Source organism: Sphingomonas spermidinifaciens, from assembly GCF_002351485.1.
In the GTDB taxonomy this organism is placed as follows: domain Bacteria; phylum Pseudomonadota; class Alphaproteobacteria; order Sphingomonadales; family Sphingomonadaceae; genus Sphingomonas; species Sphingomonas spermidinifaciens.
This window is the reverse complement of the sequence record NZ_NWMW01000002.1, coordinates 286749-310068: the sequence shown is the minus strand read 5'-3', so window position 1 is coordinate 310068 and position 23320 is coordinate 286749. Positions and strand designations below refer to the sequence as shown.

18 protein-coding genes are annotated in these 23320 nt (G+C 69.7%); 3 read left to right on the top strand and 15 right to left on the bottom strand.

What is annotated here, in order from left to right; genetic code table 11:
- Nucleotides 1-10: 10 nt before the first annotated feature.
- Nucleotides 11-841 carry a peptidyl-prolyl cis-trans isomerase gene (locus COC42_RS11580; protein WP_096343491.1) on the top strand — a complete coding sequence of 277 codons (831 nt, stop codon included), beginning with the start codon at nucleotides 11-13 and terminating at the stop codon, nucleotides 839-841.
- A 208-nt stretch (nucleotides 842-1049) separates the two neighbouring features.
- Entirely contained in the window at nucleotides 1050-2027 is a 978-nt protein-coding gene (locus COC42_RS11575; RefSeq protein WP_245844066.1) for a HupE/UreJ family protein, read from the top strand.
- On the opposite strand, the gene qhpE is transcribed toward COC42_RS11575, so the two are convergent.
- The 10 genes from qhpE to COC42_RS11525 all read right to left on the bottom strand — a co-directional run bounded on the left by qhpE (nucleotide 1961) and on the right by COC42_RS11525 (nucleotide 14362).
- Nucleotides 1961-2626 (bottom strand): subtilisin-like serine protease QhpE, encoded by a 666-nt coding sequence (gene qhpE / locus COC42_RS11570; protein WP_096343489.1) that lies wholly within the window; start codon nucleotides 2624-2626, stop codon nucleotides 1961-1963. The genes COC42_RS11575 and qhpE overlap by 67 nt on opposite strands.
- Entirely contained in the window at nucleotides 2613-4289 is a 1677-nt protein-coding gene (locus tag COC42_RS11565; protein WP_096343488.1) for an ABC transporter ATP-binding protein, read from the bottom strand. The genes qhpE and COC42_RS11565 overlap by 14 nt, the downstream gene beginning before the upstream one ends.
- On the bottom strand, nucleotides 4286-5377 hold the full coding sequence (locus tag COC42_RS11560) for a hypothetical protein (protein ID WP_096343487.1): 1092 nt from the start codon (nucleotides 5375-5377) through the stop codon (nucleotides 4286-4288). Before COC42_RS11560 ends, COC42_RS11565 begins: the two co-directional genes overlap by 4 nt.
- Nucleotides 5374-6453, bottom strand: a complete 1080-nt coding sequence (locus COC42_RS11555; protein WP_096343486.1) for a YncE family protein — start codon at nucleotides 6451-6453, stop codon at nucleotides 5374-5376. Before COC42_RS11555 ends, COC42_RS11560 begins: the two co-directional genes overlap by 4 nt.
- The gene (qhpC, locus tag COC42_RS11550) at nucleotides 6450-6785 is read right to left on the bottom strand and encodes a quinohemoprotein amine dehydrogenase subunit gamma (RefSeq protein WP_096343485.1); all 336 of its coding nucleotides are present in this window, start codon (nucleotides 6783-6785) and stop codon (nucleotides 6450-6452) included. Before qhpC ends, COC42_RS11555 begins: the two co-directional genes overlap by 4 nt.
- The gene (peaB, locus tag COC42_RS11545) at nucleotides 6782-8233 is read right to left on the bottom strand and encodes a quinohemoprotein amine dehydrogenase maturation protein (RefSeq protein ID WP_096343484.1); all 1452 of its coding nucleotides are present in this window, start codon (nucleotides 8231-8233) and stop codon (nucleotides 6782-6784) included. Before peaB ends, qhpC begins: the two co-directional genes overlap by 4 nt.
- Nucleotides 8230-9969, bottom strand: coding sequence for a quinohemoprotein amine dehydrogenase subunit alpha (gene peaA / locus COC42_RS11540; RefSeq protein WP_245844064.1), 1740 nt, complete (start codon nucleotides 9967-9969; stop codon nucleotides 8230-8232). The genes peaB and peaA overlap by 4 nt, the downstream gene beginning before the upstream one ends.
- An 81-nt stretch (nucleotides 9970-10050) precedes the next feature.
- Nucleotides 10051-11541, bottom strand: a complete 1491-nt coding sequence (locus tag COC42_RS11535; RefSeq protein ID WP_176484654.1) for an agmatinase family protein — start codon at nucleotides 11539-11541, stop codon at nucleotides 10051-10053.
- Nucleotides 11538-12887: an agmatinase family protein gene (locus COC42_RS11530; protein ID WP_096343483.1), complete on the bottom strand. Its 1350-nt coding sequence runs from the start codon at nucleotides 12885-12887 to the stop codon at nucleotides 11538-11540. Before COC42_RS11530 ends, COC42_RS11535 begins: the two co-directional genes overlap by 4 nt.
- Complete coding sequence (locus tag COC42_RS11525; protein ID WP_245844062.1) at nucleotides 12884-14362, bottom strand: agmatinase family protein; 1479 nt, start codon at nucleotides 14360-14362, stop codon at nucleotides 12884-12886. Before COC42_RS11525 ends, COC42_RS11530 begins: the two co-directional genes overlap by 4 nt.
- A gap of 316 nt (nucleotides 14363-14678) precedes the next feature.
- On the opposite strand from COC42_RS11525, the gene COC42_RS11520 reads away from it, so the two are divergent.
- A complete protein-coding gene (locus tag COC42_RS11520; RefSeq protein ID WP_096343481.1) occupies nucleotides 14679-17159 on the top strand; it encodes a TonB-dependent receptor in 2481 nt (826 codons plus the stop codon).
- A 138-nt stretch (nucleotides 17160-17297) separates the two neighbouring features.
- Here the strand turns inward: COC42_RS11520 and COC42_RS11515 are convergent, their stop codons facing one another.
- From COC42_RS11515 to COC42_RS11495, 5 genes are all read right to left on the bottom strand, one after another.
- On the bottom strand, nucleotides 17298-18836 hold the full coding sequence (locus COC42_RS11515) for a tetratricopeptide repeat-containing sulfotransferase family protein (RefSeq protein ID WP_096343480.1): 1539 nt from the start codon (nucleotides 18834-18836) through the stop codon (nucleotides 17298-17300).
- Complete coding sequence (locus COC42_RS11510) at nucleotides 18833-19834, bottom strand: HupE/UreJ family protein (RefSeq protein WP_096343479.1); 1002 nt, start codon at nucleotides 19832-19834, stop codon at nucleotides 18833-18835. The genes COC42_RS11515 and COC42_RS11510 overlap by 4 nt, the downstream gene beginning before the upstream one ends.
- Nucleotides 19824-20594, bottom strand: coding sequence for a peptidyl-prolyl cis-trans isomerase (locus COC42_RS11505; protein ID WP_245844226.1), 771 nt, complete (start codon nucleotides 20592-20594; stop codon nucleotides 19824-19826). The genes COC42_RS11510 and COC42_RS11505 overlap by 11 nt, the downstream gene beginning before the upstream one ends.
- An 89-nt stretch (nucleotides 20595-20683) precedes the next feature.
- The gene (locus COC42_RS11500) at nucleotides 20684-22858 is read right to left on the bottom strand and encodes a xanthine dehydrogenase family protein molybdopterin-binding subunit (RefSeq protein ID WP_096344159.1); all 2175 of its coding nucleotides are present in this window, start codon (nucleotides 22856-22858) and stop codon (nucleotides 20684-20686) included.
- Complete coding sequence (locus COC42_RS11495; RefSeq protein WP_096343477.1) at nucleotides 22855-23307, bottom strand: (2Fe-2S)-binding protein; 453 nt, start codon at nucleotides 23305-23307, stop codon at nucleotides 22855-22857. The genes COC42_RS11500 and COC42_RS11495 overlap by 4 nt, the downstream gene beginning before the upstream one ends.
- Nucleotides 23308-23320 lie beyond the last annotated feature (13 nt).

Sequence of the window (23320 nt, the reverse complement as noted above, 5' to 3'; positions counted from 1 at the left end):
GGGGGCGGATATGCGCGCAGCGACGATGACCGGACAAGGCTGGAGGTCGCCGGCGCTGCCGCCGCCCCGCCGGCTGCTGCGCGACCCGCTGTTCGCTTTCCTGATCGCCGGAATCGCGATGTTCGTGGCCTATGCCGCGATCGAGGCGCGCCGCACCCCGCCGGTCGCCTATACGCCCGAGATCGAACGCGCGCTGGTCGAGGAGTTCGAGGCGCTCGCCGGCCGCGACGCCCGCCCTGCCGATCGCGCGCGGATGAAGCGAGACTGGCTGACGGAGGAACTGCTGTTCCGCGAGGCGATCGACCGCAACCTCCACCTGACCGACGCCGACACGCGCAAGCGGCTGGTCGACAAGGTCCGCTATCTGATCGCGGGCGCGCCGGCCGAACCCGACGAGGCGGCGCTGGTCGACTATTATAGCAGCAACCTTTCCCGCTATCGCGGCGAGCCGCGAACAAGTTTCGAGCAGGTCTTCCGCGCCGAGCGGCCGGCCGACGCCGCCGCGCTGCTGCAACGCCTGAATGTTGGCAGCGCGGTTGCGGGTGACGATTTCTGGCTGGGCCGCGACTTTCCGCGCTACGGCGACAGCATGGTGCGCGGCATCTTCGGCCAGCCCTTTGTCAAGGCGCTGCACGCCGCGCCCCCGGGGCGCTGGGTGGGTCCGATCCGGAGCCCGCGCGGCTGGCACTTCGTCAAGAAGCGCGAGGCGCTGCCCGCGGCGCTGATCCCCTACGACCAGATCCGCGACCAGGTGCGGCAGGACCTGGTGATGGCTGAGACGGCGCGGGCGATCGACGCGGCGCTGGGGCGGCTTCGAGAGAAGTACGATGTGGGGGAGTAGACGGACTGCCGCTTATCGCCCCTTCCCGGAAGGGAGGGCCTTTGCGGCCTTTCGTTCGCCGGATGAGCTGAGGCAGCGGGAAGCCGCTTCACTGCAACCGGTCGGGTCGGCCCGTTCGGGGCAACCGGCGCCCCCCTCAAAGGCGTCCCCGACCTCAGCGCCTTGTTTTCAGGAGGATGGGAAAAGGGCAGGCGCCAGCTTCACCACGTTGCTTACCGCCCTCCTCATGCTCGTCTGCCTCGCCGCCCCCGCTCGCGCCGACATCTTCATGGCCGCCGATTTCACCCTGATCGCGGGCGAGGACTCCGGCAGCTACGAACTGACCGCCGCGGTGCCCGAGACGCTGGCGCAGGACGCGGCGCTCGCCTGGCCCGAGGGTTGCCGCCAGACGGGCATGACGCGGCAGTCGGCAGCGGGGCGCGCGCACTTCGCCTATGCCTTCGCCTGCGACCGCGCGCTGGCGCCCGGCGACGTGGTGCAGACGCCATGGAAGGTCGATGGCGGCCGCTTCGCCGCGAGCGTGGGCGGCATCGCCACCGACCGGAGCCTTGCCGCCGATGCGAATGGCATCGCAGTGCCGATCGGCGAGGCGGGCGGCGAAGCGCGGACGTTGATCCAGCTCGCGCGCGAATATCTGGCGCAGGGCGTCCGGCACATCTGGCTGGGCTGGGACCATCTCGCCTTCGTCCTCTGCCTTGCGCTCCTCGCGCGCGGGCGGGAGCTGCTCTGGCTAGTCAGCGCCTTCACTATCGGCCATTCGGTGAGTCTCGCGCTCGCCTTCTTCGAGCTCGTCCGGCTGCCGATCCCGCCGGTCGAGGCGGCGATCGCGCTGTCGATCGCGTTCATGGCGCGCGAGGCGCTGCTCGTCGGGCGCGGCGCGCAGCCCTTTGCCTGGGGGCGGCAGCTGACGGTGGTGACGCTGTTCGGCCTGCTCCACGGCCTCGGCTTCGCCACGGCGCTCGAGGAACTCGGCGTCCGGCCGGGCGAGCAGGTGGCCAGCCTCGTCTTCTTCAATCTCGGCGTCGAGGTTGGGCAGGTCGTGTTCGTCGGCGCGATCCTCGCCACGCTGGCGGGACTGCGCGTCATTCGCTGGGAGGTGCCGGCGCGCGTCGCCGCGCTCTATGCCGTCGGCGCGATCGGCTGTTTCTGGATGATCGAGCGGCTGGCGGGGTTCGCCAGCGCCTGAGCCAGCAGGCCCGTCACGTTGGCGACGGCGAAGCTGATGCCGGCAAGGTTGCCGCGCGCCGGCACGCCGGGGATTGGCCGGGGCTCGCCCGAGGCCGCGTAGCTCCCGTGGCCAAGGCGACGAAAGGCACCTCGCGGGCAGTCGGGATCGACGACGACGCCGATCGCGCCGTCACCTGCGCCGGGCCAGCAGGGCACGCCGCCCGCCTCGCGCGCGGCGACGACGGGGATGCCCGCGCGCATGACGGCCTCGGCGAGCGCCTCGGCATGTGCCCGGTTGGCGGTGCCGAGGCTCAGGTTGATGAAGTCCACCCCCGCCCCGGCGCACCAGTCGATCGCCGCGACCAGCGCGGTCGCGGTTGTGGTGAGCTTGTCGTCGAACACGCGCACGGGGACGATCCACGCACCCGGCGCCTTTTCCTGGATCGCCGCCGTCACCGCCGTGCCGTGGCCGAGCCGGTCGAGCGTATCGTCCGCCGCGATCGCGCCGTTTCGATGTACTGCGACCCCCGGCAGCAGCCGCCGCGCGTCGACATGCGGGTGCGCGGGATGAACGCCGCTGTCGATCACCGCGATGCGGACGGTTTCAGGCGGCGGCATCAAGCGCCGCGAGCCGTGCCCGCCCGCCCTCGATCGTCACCACGCGATCGGCGAGCGCGGCGAGTGCGGGCTTGTGGGTGATGACGATCAGTGTCGCGGCGGGCAGCACGGCGCGCAGCCGCTGCGCCACCAGCGCCTCGGTCGCGCTGTCGAGCGCCGAGCTCGGCTCGTCGAGGATGAGGACGCTCGGCCGGCGGAGCATCGCGCGGGCGAGCGCCACCCGCTGCCGCTCGCCCGCCGAGAGGGCGAGGCCCCGCTCGCCGACGCGCGTCGCCAGCCCCTCGGGCAGCCGCGCGATCAGCGTGTTCAGCCCAGCGGCGTGGATCGCGGCGGTCATCGCCGCGTCGTCCACCGCATCGAGCCCGAAGACGATGTTCGCGGCGACGCTGTCGTGGAACAGCCAGGGCGTCTGATCGACGAGCAGCACCTCGCGCCGCAGGTCGGCAAGCCGCAGATCGCGCACATCGCGCCCGTCGACCCGCACCGTGCCGGCATCGGGATCGAGGTTACGCGCGATCAGGTCGGCGAGCGTCGACTTGCCCGCACCGCTCGGCCCGAGGATCGCGGTCATCCCGCCCGCAGGGATAAACAGGTCGAGGTCGGACAGCACCGGCCCGCGCCCGTGCGCGACGGCGACGCCCGACAACTCGATGCCGCGCGCCACCGGCCCCATCGCCGCGGCATCGGCGCGCTCCGCCACCTCGGGCGGCGTGTCGAACAGCTCGAACAGCCGGCCGAGCGAAACGCGCGCCGTGACGACGCTGCCCACCAGTCCGGCCAGCGTCTGCACCGGCGACATCAGCCGCGCGTGATAGGCCATGAACGCGACGAGCGTGCCGACGCTGATCTCGCCGCCGATGATCCGCGCACCGCCATAGAGCACCACCGCCGCCGTCGCCGCCGCCATCACCGTGCCCGGCAGCGCGCCCGACAGGAACGAGGCGATCTGCATCCTGAGCATCGCCGCGACGAAGCCGTCATTCGCGCGGCCGAAGCGCGCCCGCGCCTCCCCCTCGCCGCCCAGCGCGACGATCGTGCGCATCCCCATCACCTGATCGACGACAAGGCTGGAGAGGTCGGCGCTCCGCTCGCGCATCGCCCGCGTCGCGGCGGTAAGGCGCGACTGGAGCCGCAGGAACAGAAGCGTGCTGACCGGCACCAAGAGCGTGCCGACAAGGAAGAGCCGCCAGTCGAGCCACGCCATCATGCCGGCGCAGCCGATCAGGAAGAAGACGTTACCGATCGCCGCGAGCAGCGTGTCGGCCGCCACCCGCTGCACCTCCCCCACATCGGTATTGAGCCGCGAGACGAGGTCGCCAAGGCGGAAGCCGCCATGGAAGCGGGGGCTCAGCGTCTGGAGATGCGCGAGCAGCGCCGCGCGGATATCGAACAGCATCGCCGCCGACAGCCGGACATAGCGCCAGCTCGCGGCGATGTTGACCGCGTAGCCGATCACCGTCGCGGCGATCATCGCCCCGGCGATCTGCCACAGCGCCTCCATGTCGCGCCCGATCAGCGCGCGGTCGACGAGCAGCGCGGAGAGATAGGGCTGGACAAGGCCAAGCGCGGTGGAGACCAGGCTGATCGCGAACACCACTGCCAGCCGCCCGCGATAGGGGCGCAGGAACGGCGCCAGCCGCCCCCATTCGCGCCAGCCGGTCACGCCGCGATCGCGCGCGGCACGAGGCGGAAGCCGTCGAGCATGAACCGCGGCTCGGGCCGCCGCGCGAGCAGGCGGGTGCAATGCGCATGCCCCTCGACAAGCGCTTCGTACTGCGTGCGCCACCAGTCGGAGGTGCCACCGCTCGCATAGAAGGGCATCGAAAGCTGGAGGTGCCGTCGCATCGCGGCGATCAGCATCGCCTCGTAATGGCCGATCAGCGCCGCCCGGTCGCCGCCCTCGGCGATCGCGGCGACCACTGCGGCGGCAAGTATGCCTTCGCGCGCCGACTGCGCCACCCCGTCGCCGCAAACCGGATCGAAGGCGAGCGCGGCACTGCCGCAGGTGAGCCAGTCGTTACCCGCCAGCCGCGCGGCCATGCGCGGTGCGGCATCGAAGCGGGTCGCGAAGCCAGCGATCGAGACACGCGGCGCGATCGAGCGGCTCTCGGCCAACAGTAGCTCGGGCGCAGCGCCGATGGCGAGCAGCCAGCCTGGATGCTCATCGCGCTCCCGCGAGGGCGGGGATCCAGGGTCAAGCGGGCCTCCGACCGTCGGCGCGCATGGCCCCGGGCGCCCGCCTTCGCGAGACCATGGTGGAGCCGCCGGCATCAGGAACAGCCAGCCCGACGCCACCGCCTCGATCCGGCATTCCGCGCATGCGGCGATGCCGATCAGCCGTACCGGCACCGCCGTCGCGGAACGCTCGCCGAAGCAAATCGGCGGATCGGAAGGCTTCTCGGCAAGGATGGTGAAGTCGGCTGCGCCCGCGGCCTCGGCGCCCGGCTCATCGGGCATGCCGAGCATATCGAGCACCGCCCCCGGCACCAAGGTCGCAGCATGCGGCATCGTCCGGCTGGCCCCGCCCCAGTTGACCACCCGCCGCTCGACCCGCGGCAGCCCCTCGAACAGTGCTGGCGCATCCATCGCATCGCGCAGCAAGGCGCGCGCCGGATCGCTCAGCAGCACCGCGGGCACCCCCGCCCGCGCGGCGCCCTCGACCACCACGTTGCCCGCCCCTGCGCGCAGCAACCGCGCCGCGACCGCCGCGGCGACCCCGCCGCCGCGTACCGCGACGCGGGGCCGGCTCATCCCGCGATCACCATGCCCGCGCCGGTCGTGTCGGCGCCCAGGTCCCACACCTTCTCGCGCTTCAGCGTCGCCGCGTCATAGACCTCGACGTCATAGCTCGCGCCATAGATGTAGAGCTTGGACCCATCGCCCGACAGGCCGAAGCGGAAGCGCGAGCGGCACTGGAACTCGGCCTTGCCCTGCACCGCGTTGGTCTTCATGTCGAAGCGCCAGAACTCGCAGCGCTTGTTGCCAAGCTTGCCGTTGGTGACGACGGTATAGGCGATGTTGCCGTCGGGCGAGAGCTGGAGCCCGGCCATCGCGTCGGGCGCCGGGCCGATCGGGGTGAAGTCGAAGGCGCGCGTCGTCAGGTCGAACCGCGCGACGCCGAAGATCTTGTTGTGAATATAGGGGTCGGCGGCGTTGAACAGCGCGACCAGCCGGCGCGGATCGCGCTGGTTCTCGAGCTGCGTGCCGAAACCCACTTCCTCGAGGCCAAGCCCCTCCGGCTTGGCGAGCTCGATCCGTTCGACCGCCTTCAGCGTCGCGGTGTCGACGATCACCACCTTCTCGCCGAAATTGTAGAGGAAGCGGCCGTCAGGCGAGATCTTGAACCCGCCGCGCCCGCTCGTCCGGTCGTCCTGCTCCTCGACCTCGGCCGTCCGCGCTACTTTCTTCGCCTGCAGGTCGATGACGATGTAGAGCGGCTTGCTGACCGTGTAGCGGTCGATGCCCTTCTCGAACTTCGTCCCCACGGTGTAGAAGAAGCGGCCGGTCGGGTCGGGCACGCCGCCCCAGAAGCGCCAGCGCGTGGGACCGTCATTGAGGCTGAACTGGTTGATCACGCGCTTGGTCGCGGTGTCGATCACCTCGATCCCGCTCGTCGTGATCGTCGTGACATAGATGCGCTTGCCGTCCGGCGACAGTTGCATCGAGGTGGGCAGGCCGCTTGCCAGCTTGATGCGGCCGGTGACGGCGCCCGCCCCCTCGTCGAAGATCAGGAGCTGGTCGGGATAGGAGCCGAGGAACAGCTCCTTCGCCGGCGCCGCCCCCGCCAGCCCCAGCGTCGCAGCGGCGAATGCGAGAAACCGCCTCATGGGAATACCAGGTCGAGGCTGCGCCAATCCTTGGTCGCCGCCGCGCAGTTCGAGGCCCAGTCGGGCGAGTAATTAACATGGTCTGGCATCTGCACCGGCCAGAAACAGGTGACGTAGCAGTCGTAGATGTCGCGCTCGACCGGCTGGCAGAGGCCCGCGGTGCCGCCGCCGGCATCGACTTCCCAACCGGGTGAGAAGGAGAGGCTGCACCCCATGGGCACGTGCGGCCGCGGGTCCTGGAGCGCGACGACGTCGTCCGCCTCCTCGATCTCGGGCACGGGCGCGGCGGCGATGCGCTCGGCCTTCTGGTTGAGCGGCTTCAGATGCTTCATGACAGGCCCTTCCGGTCGGCGAAGCGGACGAGGAAATCGGGATTGCGCGCAGCCAGCGTGCCGTAGATCTCAAGGCAGACGTCGGTCCACTCGCGGATCCAGTCGCAATAGTGCAGGTTGGCGTGGCCGGTGTCGCCGTAGCGGACGAACGCCTCGTGATGGCAGCCGCCGGCGCAAAGCGGCCGCGCCCAGCACGACTGGCAGTCGTACTTCGCTGCGACATGCCCGCGCGACAGGAAGTCGGTCTGCGCCGCCCGGTCGATGCCCGTCGAGACATGCCCCATCGAATGGCTGTCGGCATCGGTGAAGCGGTGGCAGGGCGACAGGTCGCCCGACGGCCCCACCCCCATCAGCCCGAGGGCGGCGCCGCACGGATGCGACTTGTTGACGCCCGAGATCAGCTCGCCGATCGTCTCGCTGACATTGGTGAAGCCGTGGCTGCGCCCCTGCAGCGCCTCCGCCAGCCATTCGTCGGCGAGCGCGCGGAACTGCGCGAGCACCGTGTCCATGCCGCCCTCGCCCAGCGCATAGGTGCGATTGCCGCTCTCGGTCACCGGGGCGAAGCCGACTTCGTGGAAGCCGAGTTCGTCCTTGAGGTGGCGATAGATGGCGATGACGTCGGTCACACCCTCGGTCAGCGTCACCCGCGCCGTCACCGCCCGCGTCTTGTGCCCCGCGATCAGCGCGCGCAGTCGCGGTTCGATGACGGCATAGCTGCCCTTGCCGTTCTTGTAGACGCGGTGCTTGTCCTGGATCTCGGGCGGACCGTCCATGCTGACGGTCACGCCGATGCGGTGATCGGACAGGAAGTCGATGATGGCGGGCGTCAGCAATGTCGCGTTGGTGGTGAGGCTGTAGGTGATCGCCTTGCCCGCCGCCGCGGTCGCCGCATCGGCGTACTCGACCACGTCCTTGAGCAGCCGGAAGTTCATCAGCGTCTCGCCGCCGAAGAACGTGACGTGGACTGCGGGCCGCCCCCGCGCCTCTGCAATCAGCAGGTCGATCGAGGCGCGGGCGGTCTCGATCGTCATGTATTTGGGCTTGCCCGCCGGCGTCGCGATCTTGTCCGCGCCGAACTCGTAGCAATAGGTGCAGGCGAGATTGCACTGGTTGGTGATGTTGAGCACCAGCGCCTGAAGCGGGAAGTCGGCCGGCGGCATCTCGGGCGCGGCGAAGGCGACGGCATCGCCATGCTCGATCAGCCGCACCTGGCGAAGCTCGCGAAGCAGCCCCTCGGCATCGGCGGGCGTGGTGCCGTCGGCAACGAGCGCATCGACCAGCCCGCCGTGCGTCGCACCATCCTTGCCGATCGCCGCCAGCACGCCCTCGACCGCGCCGTCCAGCGCGAAGATCGCGCCCGCGCCGGGGAGGTAGGCGAAGCCCTGTCCGGCCGCCTCGAAGCGATGCGCCTCGCCCGCCCGGTAACGCACGTCCTTGAGCGCGGTCATTTCGACACCTCCGGCTGGTCCCAGCGCTGGAACGAGGGCACGGTCACGACGAGGAAGCCGCGCGCGGTCAGCGGTCGCCCGAACTTGTCCTTCTCGGCCCGCGCGGTCGCGGTCGCCCACACCTCGCCATAATTGTTGCGGCCGAAGCGGCGCTCGGGATTGGGACCATCGACATTGGGCGTGAACAGCGCGGCGGGCGACAGCTTGCCGACGAACTTCACGTCGTCATCGTACCAGACGGTCGGAAACTCGGCGATCGACCAGGCCACGTCGATCGGGCCGAGCGCAACGTCATCGGCGGTCCCCTGTTTGCCATCGGGGCCGTTCTCGAAGCCCAGCGCCTCGAACTGCTGATAGCCCTTGGGATGCCGCGCGCCGCCGAGCCGGGCGAGGCCGGTCTCGGGCACGACCTTCATGAAATCGACGCTGCGATAGACGGGGAACGCCTTTTCGAGCACCGCGCCCGCCAGCACCACGTCGCGGGGGCCGGAGGGGGCGGCGGGGGCCACGTCGGCCTCGACCACCCATTCGCCCGGGCTCACCGAGACCACGCGCCGGACCGTGACGCCGCTGCCGAGGTCGACGTCGCCGGGCTGCGCCGGCAGATTGTGGCCGAGGATACGCAGCCGAGCGCCCTTCGTCCCCACCTTCAGACGGCCGGGGACGACCGCCAGCACCGCCGGCTCGGCGCTCGCGCGGGTCAGTTTCACGTCATAGCCGAACTCGTGATACTCGCCCCAGTACCAGCGGCCGTCGCCGCTTTTCTGGTCAGGGTCGAACCACATCGCCTCGCGCGCGGCATTGCCCAGCGCATCGGGTGCGCCCGCGCCGCCGCCCTGCGACATGCCGCGCCAGCCATAGCCGGCATAGACGAGGCCGCTGCCCGTCCGCGTGATCGCCGGCCCCTCGCCGTCGATCGGGCGCAGCACAGTCCGGGTCGTGAAGCGATCCGCCCCGCCCGCCGCCAGCGTCATCGTGCCGACATAGCGGCCCTTGCCCGGCACCGACGCGGTGACGAGCCACTCGCCCGCCAGCTTCGGGCTGCGCACCCGCGCGCTCCACGCCGCCCATTCGGGGGTGTGGAGGGGGGCCGCCTTGCGGATCCATTCGAGCGCTACCTCGCCGCGCGTCCTTTTCTTCGCCGGCGCTTCGCCCTCGGCGGGGGCGGCGCCCGGTGGCACGGCGGCGGGGCGGCGATACTGCGCATCCGCCTGCGAATAGAGCGCGACGTGCAGGTCCTGGAGCAGCTTCCACTCGTGCCGCGACCGGCGCCATGACAGGGGCTGGCCCATCGCGTGGCACGCCGCGCACGCGCCGCGGACATCGTCGTTGGGGATGTTGGTCTCGTCGATCATCCGCTTTTCGGGAATGTACATCACCGCCTTCGCCTCCTCGGGCGACAGGCCGTGGCTGGTCGAGAGCGAGGCGACGATCGCACGCGACTGATCGGGGGAGATGTCGAGGCCGTTCAGGCGCACCATCCGCTTGATCGCCTGTGCCCAGCCTTCCGGTGTGGTGCGCGACCAGCTGATGCGGGAGAGGTTGCCCTTGGAATCGGCGGCGTGGCAGCTGCCGCATTTCTCGACGACGAGTGGATCGGTGACGGGGATGCCCGCCTCCTTCTCGGGCGACGCATCCTCGCCCTGCGCGCCCGCCAGGCTGGCGGTCGCGCCGGCGAGCAGCATCGCGGCGCTCAGGCTCAACAGCGACAGAGTACGAAGGCGCGTGGCACGCATGCCCGGTGGTCCCCCTGGTTCGATGCCGACCCTATCGGCGCCGTCCGCGCCGGGTATCGGGCAGATGACGTATATCGCCGCTCAGCGCCGCTTTCGGGCGGGCCGGCGCGCTTTCGGCGCGTAATAATCGTCGATGCCGTGCTCGACCGAGACCGGGTTGAAATAGCCGGGATTCAGTCCCTTCTTGCGCATCGCGATGCCCGCGAGGCAGGCATTGAGCAGGTAATTGCTGTTGAGCGCGGTCTTGTAGCTGGTGTCGAGATACGGGGCGACCTCGACGATATCGATGCCGGCGATGTCGTTCTCCGCACACAGCCGGCGCATGATCGGCTGCGCCTCGCGCATCGTCAGCCCGCCGGGGACGGGCGTGCCGGTGCCGGGCATGAAGGCTGGATCGAGAACGTCGACGTCGAAGCTGATCCAGAGCTTCTTGGTGTTCTGCCGCGCCTCGGCCAGGGCGCGGGCCATCACCCGCTCCCAGCCCCATTTCTCGACCTCGACCATCGTGTGGTAGCGCATGCCCTTGTTGCGCATCCAGCCGAAGGTCTCGAGGTCGGGGCCGCGCGCGCGCAGGCCGACCTGGATATAGTCCTGCGGCCGGACATGCCCCTCATGCAGCACGCGATAGACGGGCGAGCCGTGGGTGATCCAGTGGACGCCGTTGCGCCCCACGTCATAGTGCGAATCGAAGTGGACCACGCCCACCTTGCCCTTGCCATGGACATCGGCGGCGGCGGCGACATTGGGATATTCGAGGCTGTGGTCGCCGCCGATGACGATCGGGATGGCGCCGGTCCGGGCGATCTCGCGCACCATCTCGCGCACATGATCGACGCTGCGCTCGGTCGAGTTCTGGTCGATGGCGATGTCGCCATAATCGACGATCTTGAGCGCCCCGTTGGGGTTGATCATCGAATACATGTCGTTGCCGCCCGCGCCGCCGGTCATGCGCAGGGCCCGCGGCCCGTCGATGGCGTTGCGCCAGCCCGAACCCATGTCGAGCGGCGCGCCGACGATCGCCACCTCGACCTTCCCAGCCTTCAGATCCTCGGGCGTGAAGGCGACGGGCGCGTTGGCGAAGGTCGCGAAGCCGCCGCCGCGCCCACCGATATAGCGGCCGAGATCGACCGGCCCGGGATCGCGCTTCGGATCGAGCAGCAGCGGCCGCTTGGTCTTCCAGGCGTTGAACATCGGCGAGGCGGTGTCGAGCGGGATCGTGATCCGGTCGCGCCCCGCCTTGAACTCGGCCTGTTCGTGGAGCGACCAGATCGCGTCGATATAGGTGGCGAGTTCGGCGGGCGGCAGCGTGCGGATGCGCTCGAACAGCGTGTCCTTCTCGACATAGCGGCCGGTCCGCCCCGCCTTGATGAGCGCGACCTTCTCAGGCGCGATACCGGCCAGTTTCGCCGCCACGTCGGCCGGGAGGTCGACCGGCTTGGGCTCGCCCATGATGTCCTCCGCCGGGATCGGCGGCGGCGGGTTGGGCGTCTGCTGCATGTCGCCGCCGAGGCTGGCGGTCAGCGCGGCGACCGCGGCAAGGCTCCAGCCGGTGAGCGCGCTGGCGGAGGTCATCGGGCCGCCGCCGTCTGCGTCGCCGCCGCCTTGCGCAGCGCGATGCCGGACAGGCAGGCGTGGAGAATGTAGTTGGCGCTCAGCCGGGTGAGATAGGTGGGGTCGAGGATCGGCGCGGTATCGAGCAGGTCGAAGCCGACGACCTTCGTCTCCGAACAGATGCGCCGCACCATCGGGATCGCCTCGCGCATCGTGATGCCGCCGGGCACCGGCCTGCCCGAGGCGGGGGCGTCGCCGGGATCGAGGACGCTCATGTCGAAGCTGACGAAGACATTGGCCGGCCCGCCGCGCAGCCCCGCGACGATCGCATCGGTCGCCGCGACCGCGCCCTTCTCGCTGATCGCCTGCATCGGGACAAGCTTCACCCCCGCCGCCGCCAGCCGCGCCTTGACCGCACCCGTCGCGCCGCGTCCGCGAAGGCCCACATGCGTGACGTTGGCGGGGCGGACGATGTTCTCGGCGAGCAGCCGCGTCAGCGTCTGATTGTCGGAGATCAGGTGGTCTCCATTCTCCTCGGCATCGGCATGCGCGTCGAATTGAACGACGGCGACGTTACCCGCGCCATAGGCGTCCACCATCGCCGCGACGTCTGGGTACATGAGCGTGTGGTCGCCGCCGACGACGAAGGGCACCACCCCCGCCTTTGCCACGTCGGCGAGCATCGACCGCACATGGTCGAGGCCCCGGTCGGGCGCCATCGGGTCGATCGTCAGGTTGCCATAGTCGGCGAGATTGAGGACCAGCCCCGGATCGACGCCGCCATCGGCATCGGCGCCGACCAGCCCGTCCATCCCGCGCAGCGCCTCGGGCGCATGCTTGGCGTCGCGCCAGCCCGACGAGAAGTCGAGCGGCACGCCGACGAACGCGACATCGACCTTGCCCGCGGTCAGGTCCTCCAGCCGGATCGCAACCGGCGCGTCGGCAAAGGTCGGCACGCCCGCCTTCTGGTACATATAGCGCTTGAGACTGAACGGCCCGTCGTCGCGCTTCACCTTGTCGAGGATTTTGGGCCGAACGATCGTCCCCGAATTGAAGCCGCGCGCCTGCGGGTTGAGCGCGATCTCGCCCGCGTCCCGGCCGGGCTTGAACTTCGCGTCCTCGAGAAGCTGCATCAGCGCCGCGGCATAGGCATCGACCTGTTGCGGAGTCCGCCCGGCGAGCGCGATCTGCACCTTCTCGGGGGTCAGCCCCAGCTTCTCGAGCGTCGCGGCGTCGGACAGGAAGGCACGCTTGTCGGGCGACAGCGACGCCAGCGGATCGGCCGCCTGCGCGTGCAGACCCGCACATGGAATGGCGGACACGAGCAGCGCAGCCGCCACCCGCCCGAAAAGCGTCGTCCGGGTCATGACTTGCGGTTCCCGTAATAATTGTCGCGGCCATGCTCGACCGAGACGGGATTGAAGTATCCGGGTTTCAGCCCCTTCTTGCGCATGGCGATGCCGGCGAGGCAGGCGTTGAGCAGATAGTTGCTGTTGAGCGCGGTCTTGTAACTGGTGTCGAGATACGGGGCGACCTCGACGATATCGATGCCGGCGATGTCGTTCTCCGCACATAGCCGGCGCATGATCGGCTGCGCCTCGCGCATCGTCAGCCCGCCGGGGACGGGCGTGCCGGTGCCGGGCATGAAGGCAGGGTCGAGCACGTCGATGTCGAAGCTGACCCACAGCTTCTTCGCATTCTGCCGCGCCTCGGCCAGCGCGCGCTGCATCACGCGCTCCCAGCCCCATTTCTCGACCTCGACCATCGTGTGGTAGCGCATGCCCTTGTTGCGCATCCAGCCGAAGGTCTCGAGGTCGGGGCCGCGCGCGCGCAGGCCGACCTGAATATAGTTGCTGCCCTTCACATGGCCTTCGCTGATGACCCGGTAAACGGGCTGGCCGTGATCGAGCTGGTGCACGCGATTCCGCGCGGCGTCATAATGGGAATCGAAATGGACGACGCCGATCGTCCCCTTGCCGTGCACGTCCGCCGCCCCGGCCAGGTTCGGGTATTCGAGGCTGTGGTCACCGCCGATGACGATCGGGATGGCGCCGGTCGCGGCGATCTCGCGCACCATCTCGCGGACATGATCGACGCTGCGTTCGGTCGAGTTCTGGTCGATGGCGATGTCGCCATAATCGACAATCTTGAGCGCCCCATTGGGGTTGATCATCGAATACATGTCGTTGCCGCCGGCGCCGCCGGTCATGCGCATCGCCCGCGGCCCGTCGATGGCGTTGCGCCAGCCCGAACCCATGTCGAGCGGGGCGCCGACGATCGCGACCTCGACCTTGCCCGCCTTCAGGTCGGCGGGCGTGAAGGCGACGGGCGCATTGGCAAAGGTCGAGAAGCCGCCCCCATAGCCGCCCAGATAGCGCCGAAGGTCGAGCGGCCCAGCCGCACGCGCCGGGTCGAGCGCCGCGGGGCGCTTGAGCTTCCAGGCGTTGAACATCGGCGAGCGCGTGTCGAGCGCAATCGACGCGCGATCGCGCCCGGCCTTGAATTCGGCTGCTTCATAGACCTGGCGAAGGGCGTCGACATAGGCGACGATCTCCGCCGCGGGCGCGGTGCGGAAGCGGTCGAACATCGCCTCCTTGTCGACATAACGCGCGGCGACCCCGCTTTTCAGGAAATCGAGCCGCGGCTTGTCGAGCGCGGCCAGCTTCGCCTCGACATCCTTGGGGATCTTCAGCGGCTCGATCTTCTCGACATTGTCGTCCTTGGGAAGCTGCGGCGCGGGCGTCGCGGCGTTGGGCACGACCTGTGCCCCGCCACCCGCCAGCGCCGACAGTGCGGCAAGGCCCGCCATGCTCCACCCTGCAACGGCACTCGTCGATGGCATCAAGGTCTCCGGCTTCGCGGCTGAGCGGCTTGCCGGGTGACCATCGCCCCCCAGCGCTGGCCCTGCTTCTGGCGGGCGGCGGGGGCCATGCCCAATGGGTCAAATGACGTAGCCGCAGGGCCGGGGACGAACCTACGTCAAACGCCCCATGTTTGCCGCCATAGCGATTCCATAGCCTGCAACGCTGTCGAGAGCCGAGATCGGCGACGCCCGCCCCGGGGGAAGGCGCGCCGGCCGCCAGGGACATGGCCGGGTCGCGGCGAGGGGAAGTGCTGAGAGCCAGGGATCTAAAACACCACCTTGAAGGGGGGCAGCTATGTCGTATTCGAAAACGTGGCGGGCGGGGCTGATGTCGGCGACGATGCTGGCCGGGCTCGCCGCCGCCGCACCGGCCGCGGCGCAGGTCGCCGAGTCTCAGGCCGTCGCCGACGACACCGCGCCCGGCAGCGGCGATCCCACGCAGGAGAGCGGAAACGAGATCGTCGTCACCGCCACCCGCCGCGCGACGACGATCCAGGACACGCCAATCAACATCTCGGCGATCGGCGCCGCCGAACTCGCGGCCGAGCGGCTCGACGACGTGCGCGACCTCGGTGCCTTCACCCCCGGCATCACCGTCACCGACACCGGCCCGCGCGGGGCCGGTACGATCGTCATGCGCGGCCTGTCGGCCGACGACACCGCGGCGGGCGGCAATAACAATGACGACGCCTTCGGCACCTATCTGGGCGAAGTGCCGCTCTATCTCGACTTCAAGCTGATCGACCTGCAGCGGGTCGAAACGCTGCTCGGGCCGCAGGGCACGCTCTACGGCCTCGGCACGCTGGCGGGCGCGATCCGCTACATCCCCAACCGCCCGAACCCAGACCGGGTCGAAGGCTACGGCCACGCCCGCGCCTATGACGTCGCGCATTCGAGCGGGGTCGGCTATGTCGTCGACGCCGCGATCAACCTGCCGATCATCCCCGGCGTCATGGCGTTCCGCAGCGCGACGGGCTATTATTACGACCCCGGCTTCATCGACTATCCGTTCATCGTCAAGACGCCGGGCGTCTCGATCCCGCAGCCCGGCACGCTCGACAATCCGGCCGGCACCCAAGCCCAGCGCGACGCCAATTTCGCGCCGCAGAATGACCTCAACTGGGAGCGCACCTTCACGACGCGCAACCAGTTCGGCATCACCGTTCCCGACTTCAACGCCTATCTGACCTATGTCTTTCAGGAGACCCGCTCGAACGGCCGCCAGGCGACCGGCGGCGGCGCGTTCGGCGAGGGCAAGTATGAGGGGCCGTGGCGCTTTGCCGAACCGTCAAAGCGCTATGCCCATCTCGTCAGCCTCGAGCTCGAGGCGGAAATCGGCGACATCTTCAAGGGCGTCTGGGTCTCGGCCTTCACCAACACGCGCACCAACGCCGTCACCGACGTGACCGACCTTCTGCTCGACCTCGACTATGATTACGAGCTGTTTCCGTCCTTTGCCGGCTTCACGACGGGGATCACCGAGCGGAACCAGTTCAACCAGGAAATCCGCCTCATCTCGACGCATGGCGGGCCGTTCAACTGGGTTGTCGGTGGTTTCTACAACAAGCAGCGCGTGACCGCGACAGGGGTCGAGCGGCTGCCCGGCTTCCCCGAATTCGCCGCCTCGCCCGAGGGCAGCGAGATCTATGGCGGCTTCTATGATGGGCTGGTTCGCCCCGACGGCGCCGAATATGTGAGCTTCACCCGGTCGAAGACCGAGGAAATGGCCGTCTATGGCGAACTGACCTTCCGCCCGATCGACCGGTGGCAGGTGACCGGCGGCCTGCGCTTCTACAGCTACGACACCGCAATTACCGGCGGCACCGATACGCCGCTCCTCCCCGGCGGGCGGCGGCGCATGCCCTATCCCAGCCTCGAGATCGCGCCATCGCGCGTCCGGAGCGGCGACACCAGTGCCAGCGGGATGGTGTGGAAGGTCAACACCTCGTTCGACTTCACCGACGATGTGCTCGGCTATGCCACATATTCGACAGGGTACCGGGTCGGCGGCGTCAACCGCGTCGCGCCGTGCATCCTGCCCTTGCCGCCGGGACAGAATCTGTGCGCACTGCCCAACGAGCTCGCCTATGATCCCGACGAGACCAAGAATATCGAGGTCGGCGTGCGCGCCCAGCTGTTCGACCGGCGGCTGAGCCTAAACCTCGCGGTCTTCAACATCGACTGGGAAGGGATCCAGCTCGCCAGCCAGACGGTCAACGGCGCGATCGGCATCACCGCCAATGCCGGCTCGGCACGCTCGCGCGGCGTCGATTTCTCGTTCAACGCGCGCGTCACGCCGCAATTCACGCTGCGCGGCAACTATTCCTACCTCGACGCCAAGCTGACCGAGACCGCGCCCGACTTGCTCGGCACTGCCGACGGCTTCGTCGATGCCGAAGCGGGCGACCGGCTGCCCGGCTCGGCGCGCCACTCGGGTGCCGCATCGGCGATCTACAATGTGCCGCTGGGCGAGAACACGCTGAGGCTCAACTGGACCGCGACCTATACCGGCGACATCCTGACTCGGCCGGGCGCGCGCGCGGGCGGCGAGAAGCTGCCCGATTACATGATGCACCGCGCATCTGTGACCTATGACACGGGACTGTGGGAACTCAGCCTTTTCGCGAACAATATCTTCGACAAGTATGCGATCACCGGTGTCAGCAACGACCTGACGCGCTTCCGCCAGATCAACGACGGCATCATCGGCCGCTATTACGCGCAGTCGATTGCCCAGCCGCGCGTCATCGGGCTGGAGGGCCGCTTTACCTTCTGACCTTTACGAGCCTGCGAAGCCTGGGGCGGCCGAAAGGCCGCCCCTTTTTTGCGCGACCTGCTCCCACGAAAGGGGGAGCCTCAAGCAGCGAGCGCGGCGTCCATTGGATACGTGCCCGCGCCTGCGCGCGAGCACGCGCTAGATCGGGATCCCCTCGCGCACGAAAAACTCGGCGACCGGCGCCAGCTGCGCCTCGTAGCGGCGCCACCGCGCAACCGCGTCGGCGTTGATCGGGCGGCGGACCTGTGCGGCACTGGGGGTCGCCACTGCGGCGCGGTTCTCGTGGAAGGAGAGGCAGCACTCGTCCCAATCGAGCCCGCAATGCGCGAGCAGCGCGCGCGTCTGCCCCGCCTGGTCGGCCACCAACCCCTCGTAGGATAGCTCCAACACCCGCCCCGGAAAGCGCCGCGCCCAGAGCCGCATCAACCGGTCGAAGCGCACATAATAGCGCGCGGTGTCGATCAGATCGTAGCTATAGGCGTAATAGGCCGACTGACCGGCGAACAGGTTCTTGTAGTTGCTCCAGACAGTGTCCATCGGATGCCGCCGCAGGCATACGATGCGCGCGTTCGGCAGCGCGCGGGCGATGTGCCCGACGTAGAGGAAATTGGCGGGCAACTTGTCCACGAAGCGCGACTTGCCCGGCGGACGGTGGTGCGCGGCGCGGGCGAGATAAGCGCCGCCGATCGCCGCCGGATCGGCCGACAGGCTCGCCAGCATCGTCTCGGCATCGACGATCTGGCGCGAACGCGTCCCCGCCGCCGCCTTGACCGCGAGCGGCATCGCCTGAAGCTCGCCCGCCGAGCCCACCTCAGCATGCGAGGAAAGGATGCGATCGACCAGGGTCGTGCCCGTCCGCGGCATTCCCACCACGAAGATCGGGGCGGGATCGGCGTCGCCCGCCGCCGCCGGCAGCTCGCGGTCGAACGCCGCCTCGATCGCGTCGAACAACGCCGCGTCGCTCGAGAAGTCGTAGGCGAGGCTGCGGCGATGCTCGTCATTGGCGGCGCTCAGCCAGGCGAAGGTCGCCGCCGCGTCGCCCACATCCTCGTGCGTCTTGGCGAGCGCATAGCGTAGCCGAAGCCGGTCGGGCGCCGTCCGCGCTGCCGCAAGTGCCGCCTCCAGCCGCGGGATTGGCGCGGCGGTCTGCTTCGACAGGATCGACAGCGCATAATGGACGCGCGCATTGCCCGGGTCGGCGGCGAGCACCGCCTCGTAATGATCGCGCGCCGCCTCGACCCGCCCGGTGAAGCCGCACGCGGCGGCAAGGTTGTAGCGGTAGGAGAGGTTATTGGGCTCGGCCGCGACCGCCGCCTCAAACGGCGCGATCGAGCCCTCGTGATCGCCGAGCCGCGCGAGGACGCAGCCGATCGTGTCATGGGTCCGTGCATCGCCGCCGGACAGCGCCATCGCCGCACGCACGGCCGCCGCCGCCTCACCGTCGCGGCGGGCGAGGATCAGCAGGCGGGCGTGCTGGGCGTGATATTCGGCGGTCGCCTGCCTTGCCAGCGCCGCCTCGATCAAGGGCAACGCGCGGCCGATCTGGCCGCGTTCAGCGGCGACGATGCCGGCGACGAACCAGCCCTCGGCCTCCTCCGGCCGGTCGCGCGTGGCGGCGAGTGCCGTGCGCTCGGCGGTGTCGAGATCGCCGCGGGCGAGCGCCGCGCGCGCGGTCACGCCGTCGCTGCGGCGAAGCCCGCGACGCGCTCGATCATCCAGAAGCAGCCGATCACGCCCGCGCCATAGAGCGCCGCCAGCCGCACCCGCTGCTGCTGCCCGGCGAGCGCCGCGAGCGCCATCACGCCCAGCACCCCGCCGACGAAGATCAGCTGGCCAAGCTCGACCCCGGCATTGAAGAACAGGAGCCCGCTCACCCGCTCGCTGGCGGGCACGCCGAGCTCGCGTAGCACCGTCGCGAAGCCGAGGCCGTGGAGCAGACCGAAGCCGCCGACGACGCCCAGCTGCCGCCGCCGCTCGCGCGCGCCGGTGGCCTGCCCCTGCCCCGCGCGGATCGCCTCGCGCGCCATGAAGGCGATCGACAGCGCGATCACCGCTTCGACCGGCGGCACCGGCAGCTTGACGAGATCGAAGAAGGCGAGCGCGAGGCTGACCGAGTGCCCCAGCGTGAAGGTGGTGACGAGCGCCAGGAGGAACCGCCCACGCGCGAGCAGGCAGAGGCACAGGACGAAGGCGAGATGGTCCCAACCTCCCAGGATGTGGACGATCCCCTGCCATGTATATTCCATCGCCACCTCGGGCAGTGTGCGCGTCCCCGCCTGCAGCGCGCCGACCGGCAACACGATCGCATCGCCCTCGGGCTGGAGCGCCTGCCGCACTGCCGCGCCCGACACGGTGGACACGAAGGTCGCGCCATCGACCGCCCAGGGGGTGACGATCCGCGCCCCCTCGGCGATCGGGCCGGCACAGGCGATCTCGACCGTCAGCCGTGCGAGCGTCGCCTGAACCGTCTTGTCGCGCCCGACCTCGCGGCAGCCGTCGGGCAGGCCGAGTGCATCGCCGCTCGCGAGCAACTCTGGCATCGTCGCGCTCAATTCGTACAGGCCCGGCGCATTGCCCGGCTGGAAGGCGAACTCGCCGACGCGGAACACGTCGGCGGCAGCGGGGCTCGCCAGCCCGATCAGCGCCGCGAGCGTCAGCGACAGCCTATTCCACATGCACGTCCACCCCTGCCTTCAGCCGGTCGACTTCCTTCTCGACCGCGGTTCCCGTCGCCTGCGCGATATAGTCCTGCCGCACCTGGTCGCGCGCCTCGGGATAGGGAAGCGTCCGTGCCGCCCCCCGCCCCTTCACCCGCGCGAAATGCCAGCCGCGGGTCGATCGCAGCGGCCCCACCCACTCGCCCGCCGGCGCCCGCTCGATCGCGGCAAGGAAGGTCGGGCCGAACATGCCGCGCAACATCGACACGCCATAATCGGCAAGGTCGTGCCCCATCCAGAAATCGTCGCCTCGCACCTTCTCGCCGGCGCGCAGCCGCGCGAGGATCGCCGGCGCATCGGCGGGCGGCTTCTCGAAGAACACATGCTCGACCGAAAGGCGTGGCTCGGCGCGATAGAGCTCGGGATGCGCGGCGTAATAGCCGATCAGCACGTCCTCGCTCGGCTCGGGCGGGGCCCCCGCGATCATGAAGCGCACGCGGTCGATCAGCCGCTGCTTGGTCGCCTTGTCGGTCATGTGCATGCCGCGCGCCACCGCCTCGCGGAAGAGGAGCTCGTTGGCGACATAATCGTGGATCAGCCGCGCGCGTGCCGCCGGATCGGGCGCCTTGCCCGTCATCATCGCATAGTCGTCGGACAGGCTCTTCTGCACCGACGCCGACACCTCGATCGTTTCGCGATGGCCGCTCGTCGCCCAGTAGAGCGCGAAGATCGCCGCCGCGACGATCAGGAACACCGCGAAGGGATCGCGCGGCGTCATTCGGGTCAAGGATGCGGGCCAGCGGCGCATCCCGCAGTTATGAAGCGCGCCTTTTCACCGCCATCTACGTCAAATGACGCATGGCCCGGTCAGGCGAACATCTCCGGCCGAATCGGCAGGCTGCGTACCCGCCTGCCCGTGGCGGCGAAGATCGCATTGGCGAGCGCCGGGATCAGCGGCGGCAGCGCCGGCTCGCCCATGCCCGTGGGCGGGTCTTCGCTGGTCACGAACGCCACCTCGATCCTGGGTGGCGCATCGGTGATGCGCGGCAGCGGATGGGTGTCGAAGCTCGCCTGCTCGACCGCACCGTCGACCTGGGTGATCGCCTGCCCCACCAGCGCCTGGCCCAGCCCGTCGATGATCGACCCCTGCACCTGATGCACGGCATTGAGCGGGTTGATGATGTGGCTGCCGACATCGCCCGCCGCCCAGACGGCGCGGACGACGGGCATGCCCTCTGCCATGGCGACATGCACCACTTCGGCGAAATAGCCCATATGGCTGTAGTAGAAGGCAAAGCCCTTGCCCTCGCCCTTGGGCAGTCGCGCGCGGTCGGCCCAGCTGGACATGGCCACGGCCTTCTCGATCACGCCCCTCGCCCGCGCAGTCTTGAACGGCGGCTGGTTCGGCCCGCGCGCCAGCTCGGTCGCGCCGTCCAGCAACTCGAGCATCAGCGTAGGCAGGTCGCGCCCGCCCGCCAGCGCCACCTCGTCGAGAAACCCCTGAAAGGCATAGGCGACGCCGTTCGACCCCGGTGCGCGCAGCCAGCCGGTCGGCATGTTGGTGGGGATCAGGCTCTGTTCGTAGAGGATCGCCGGCCCAAGCCCCGCCGGAAACTCGCTGGCGGAGGCATCGCCCGCGCGCACCGCCTTGCCCCCGGTGCCCGGCGTCACGAAATGATCGTGGAGCGCGGTCAGGCGACCCTGCCCGTCGATTGCCGCGCGGAACCGGTGCCAGCCCGCGGGGCGGTAGAAGTCGCGGCGCGTATCGTCCTCTCGCGTATAGATCAGCTTGACCGGCGTCCCCGGCACCGCCTTCGCGATCGCCGCGGCCTGCACCATGTAATCGTTCATTAGCCGCCGGCCGAAGCCGCCGCCGATCCGGGTCAGGTTGATGCGGATCGCAGCGGGCTCGATCCCCAGCGCCTTGGCGACTGCCGTCCGCCCCGCCTCGGGGTTCTGGGTCGGCGCCCAGATCTCGACCTTGCCGTCCGCGAAGCGCGCGGTGCAGTTCTGCGGCTCGAGCGTCGCATGGGCGAGGAACGGGTAATGATATTGGGCCTCGACCGTCTTCGCCGCCGCAGCGAAGGCAGCGTCGGGGTCGCCCGACCGCAGCACCTCGGCCTCGCCCTTTCCTGCGAGCTTGGCCTTCGCACCCTCGGCCAGCGTTTCGGACGAAAAAGCGCGGGCGGCGGCATCGTCCCATTCGATCTCGAGCGCGTCACGCGCCTTGTTGGCGGTCCACCAGCTCTTCGACAGGATCGCGACGCCGTCGACCAGCGACTCGGGCGCGCCGTCGCCCTTGATCGGCACGACATGCGCAACGCCCGGCAGCGCGCGCACGGCGTCGAGGTTCGCCGACTTCATTGTCCCGCCGAACGCCGGACAGGTGACGAACACCGCGTGCAGCATGTCCGGCAGCGAAACGTCGATGCCGTAGAGCGGCTTGCCCGCGACGATCGCCGGCGTGTCGACGCCGCGGATCGACTGACCGATAATGCGAAAGGTCGCGGAATCCTTGAGCGCGACCTTCTCCAGCTCGGGCGCCGGCATTGCCGCCGCATCGGCGGCGAGCGCGGCATAGGTGAGGCTCCGCCCGCCCGGCCCCAGCACCCGGCCGCTCCGCGTCGTCAGCGTGGCCGGCTCAACGCCCCAGCGCTTTGCGGCAGCCGCGACCAGCATCGCCCGCGCCGCCGCCCCCGCCCGGCGTGAGGGCAGCCATTCGCGGGGCGTCGTGCGGCTGCCGCCCGCCGATTGCGGACCGAAGATCGCGGCATCGGCATGCGTCTGCTCGATCGTAACCTGCGCCCAGTCGATGTCGAGCTCCTCGGCGATCAGCATCGGCAGCATCGTCTTGGCGCCCTGCCCCACCTCCGCGTTCTTGGCACCGATCGTCACGCGGTTGTCGGGAGCGATCCGGACGAAGGCATTGAGGACGCCGCCCGCCGCCTGCGCACTGGCGATGCGAAGGTCGAACATCAGCCCGCCGCCAGCCAGCGCAGTCGCCGCGATGAAGCCGCGGCGCGAAAGGACCGGCGCGCTCACGCCGCCGCCGCCCGGATCGCCGCACGGATGCGCGTATAGGTCGCGCAGCGGCAAAGATTGCCCGCCATCCCCGCGTCGATCGCCGCATCATCGGGCTTTGGCGTTTCGCGCAGCAAGGCCACCGCGCTCATGATCTGGCCCGCCTGGCAATATCCGCATTGCGGCACGTCGGCGTCGATCCATGCCGCACCGACGCGCTGGCCGAGCGCAGTCGCCGCGACGCCCTCGATCGTCGTCACCGCGGCGCGGCCGACCTCGCCCACCGGCGTCTGGCACGATCGCGCGGCCACCCCGTCGAGGTGGACGGTGCACGCCCCGCACAGCCCTGCGCCGCAGCCGAACTTGGTGCCGAGCAGCCCCAGCTCCTCGCGCAGCACCCAGAGCAGCGGCTTGTCGGGGTCGGCCTCGACCCGATGCGCGCGTCCATTGACCTGCAGGCTGATCGCCATCTCGCCCTCTCCC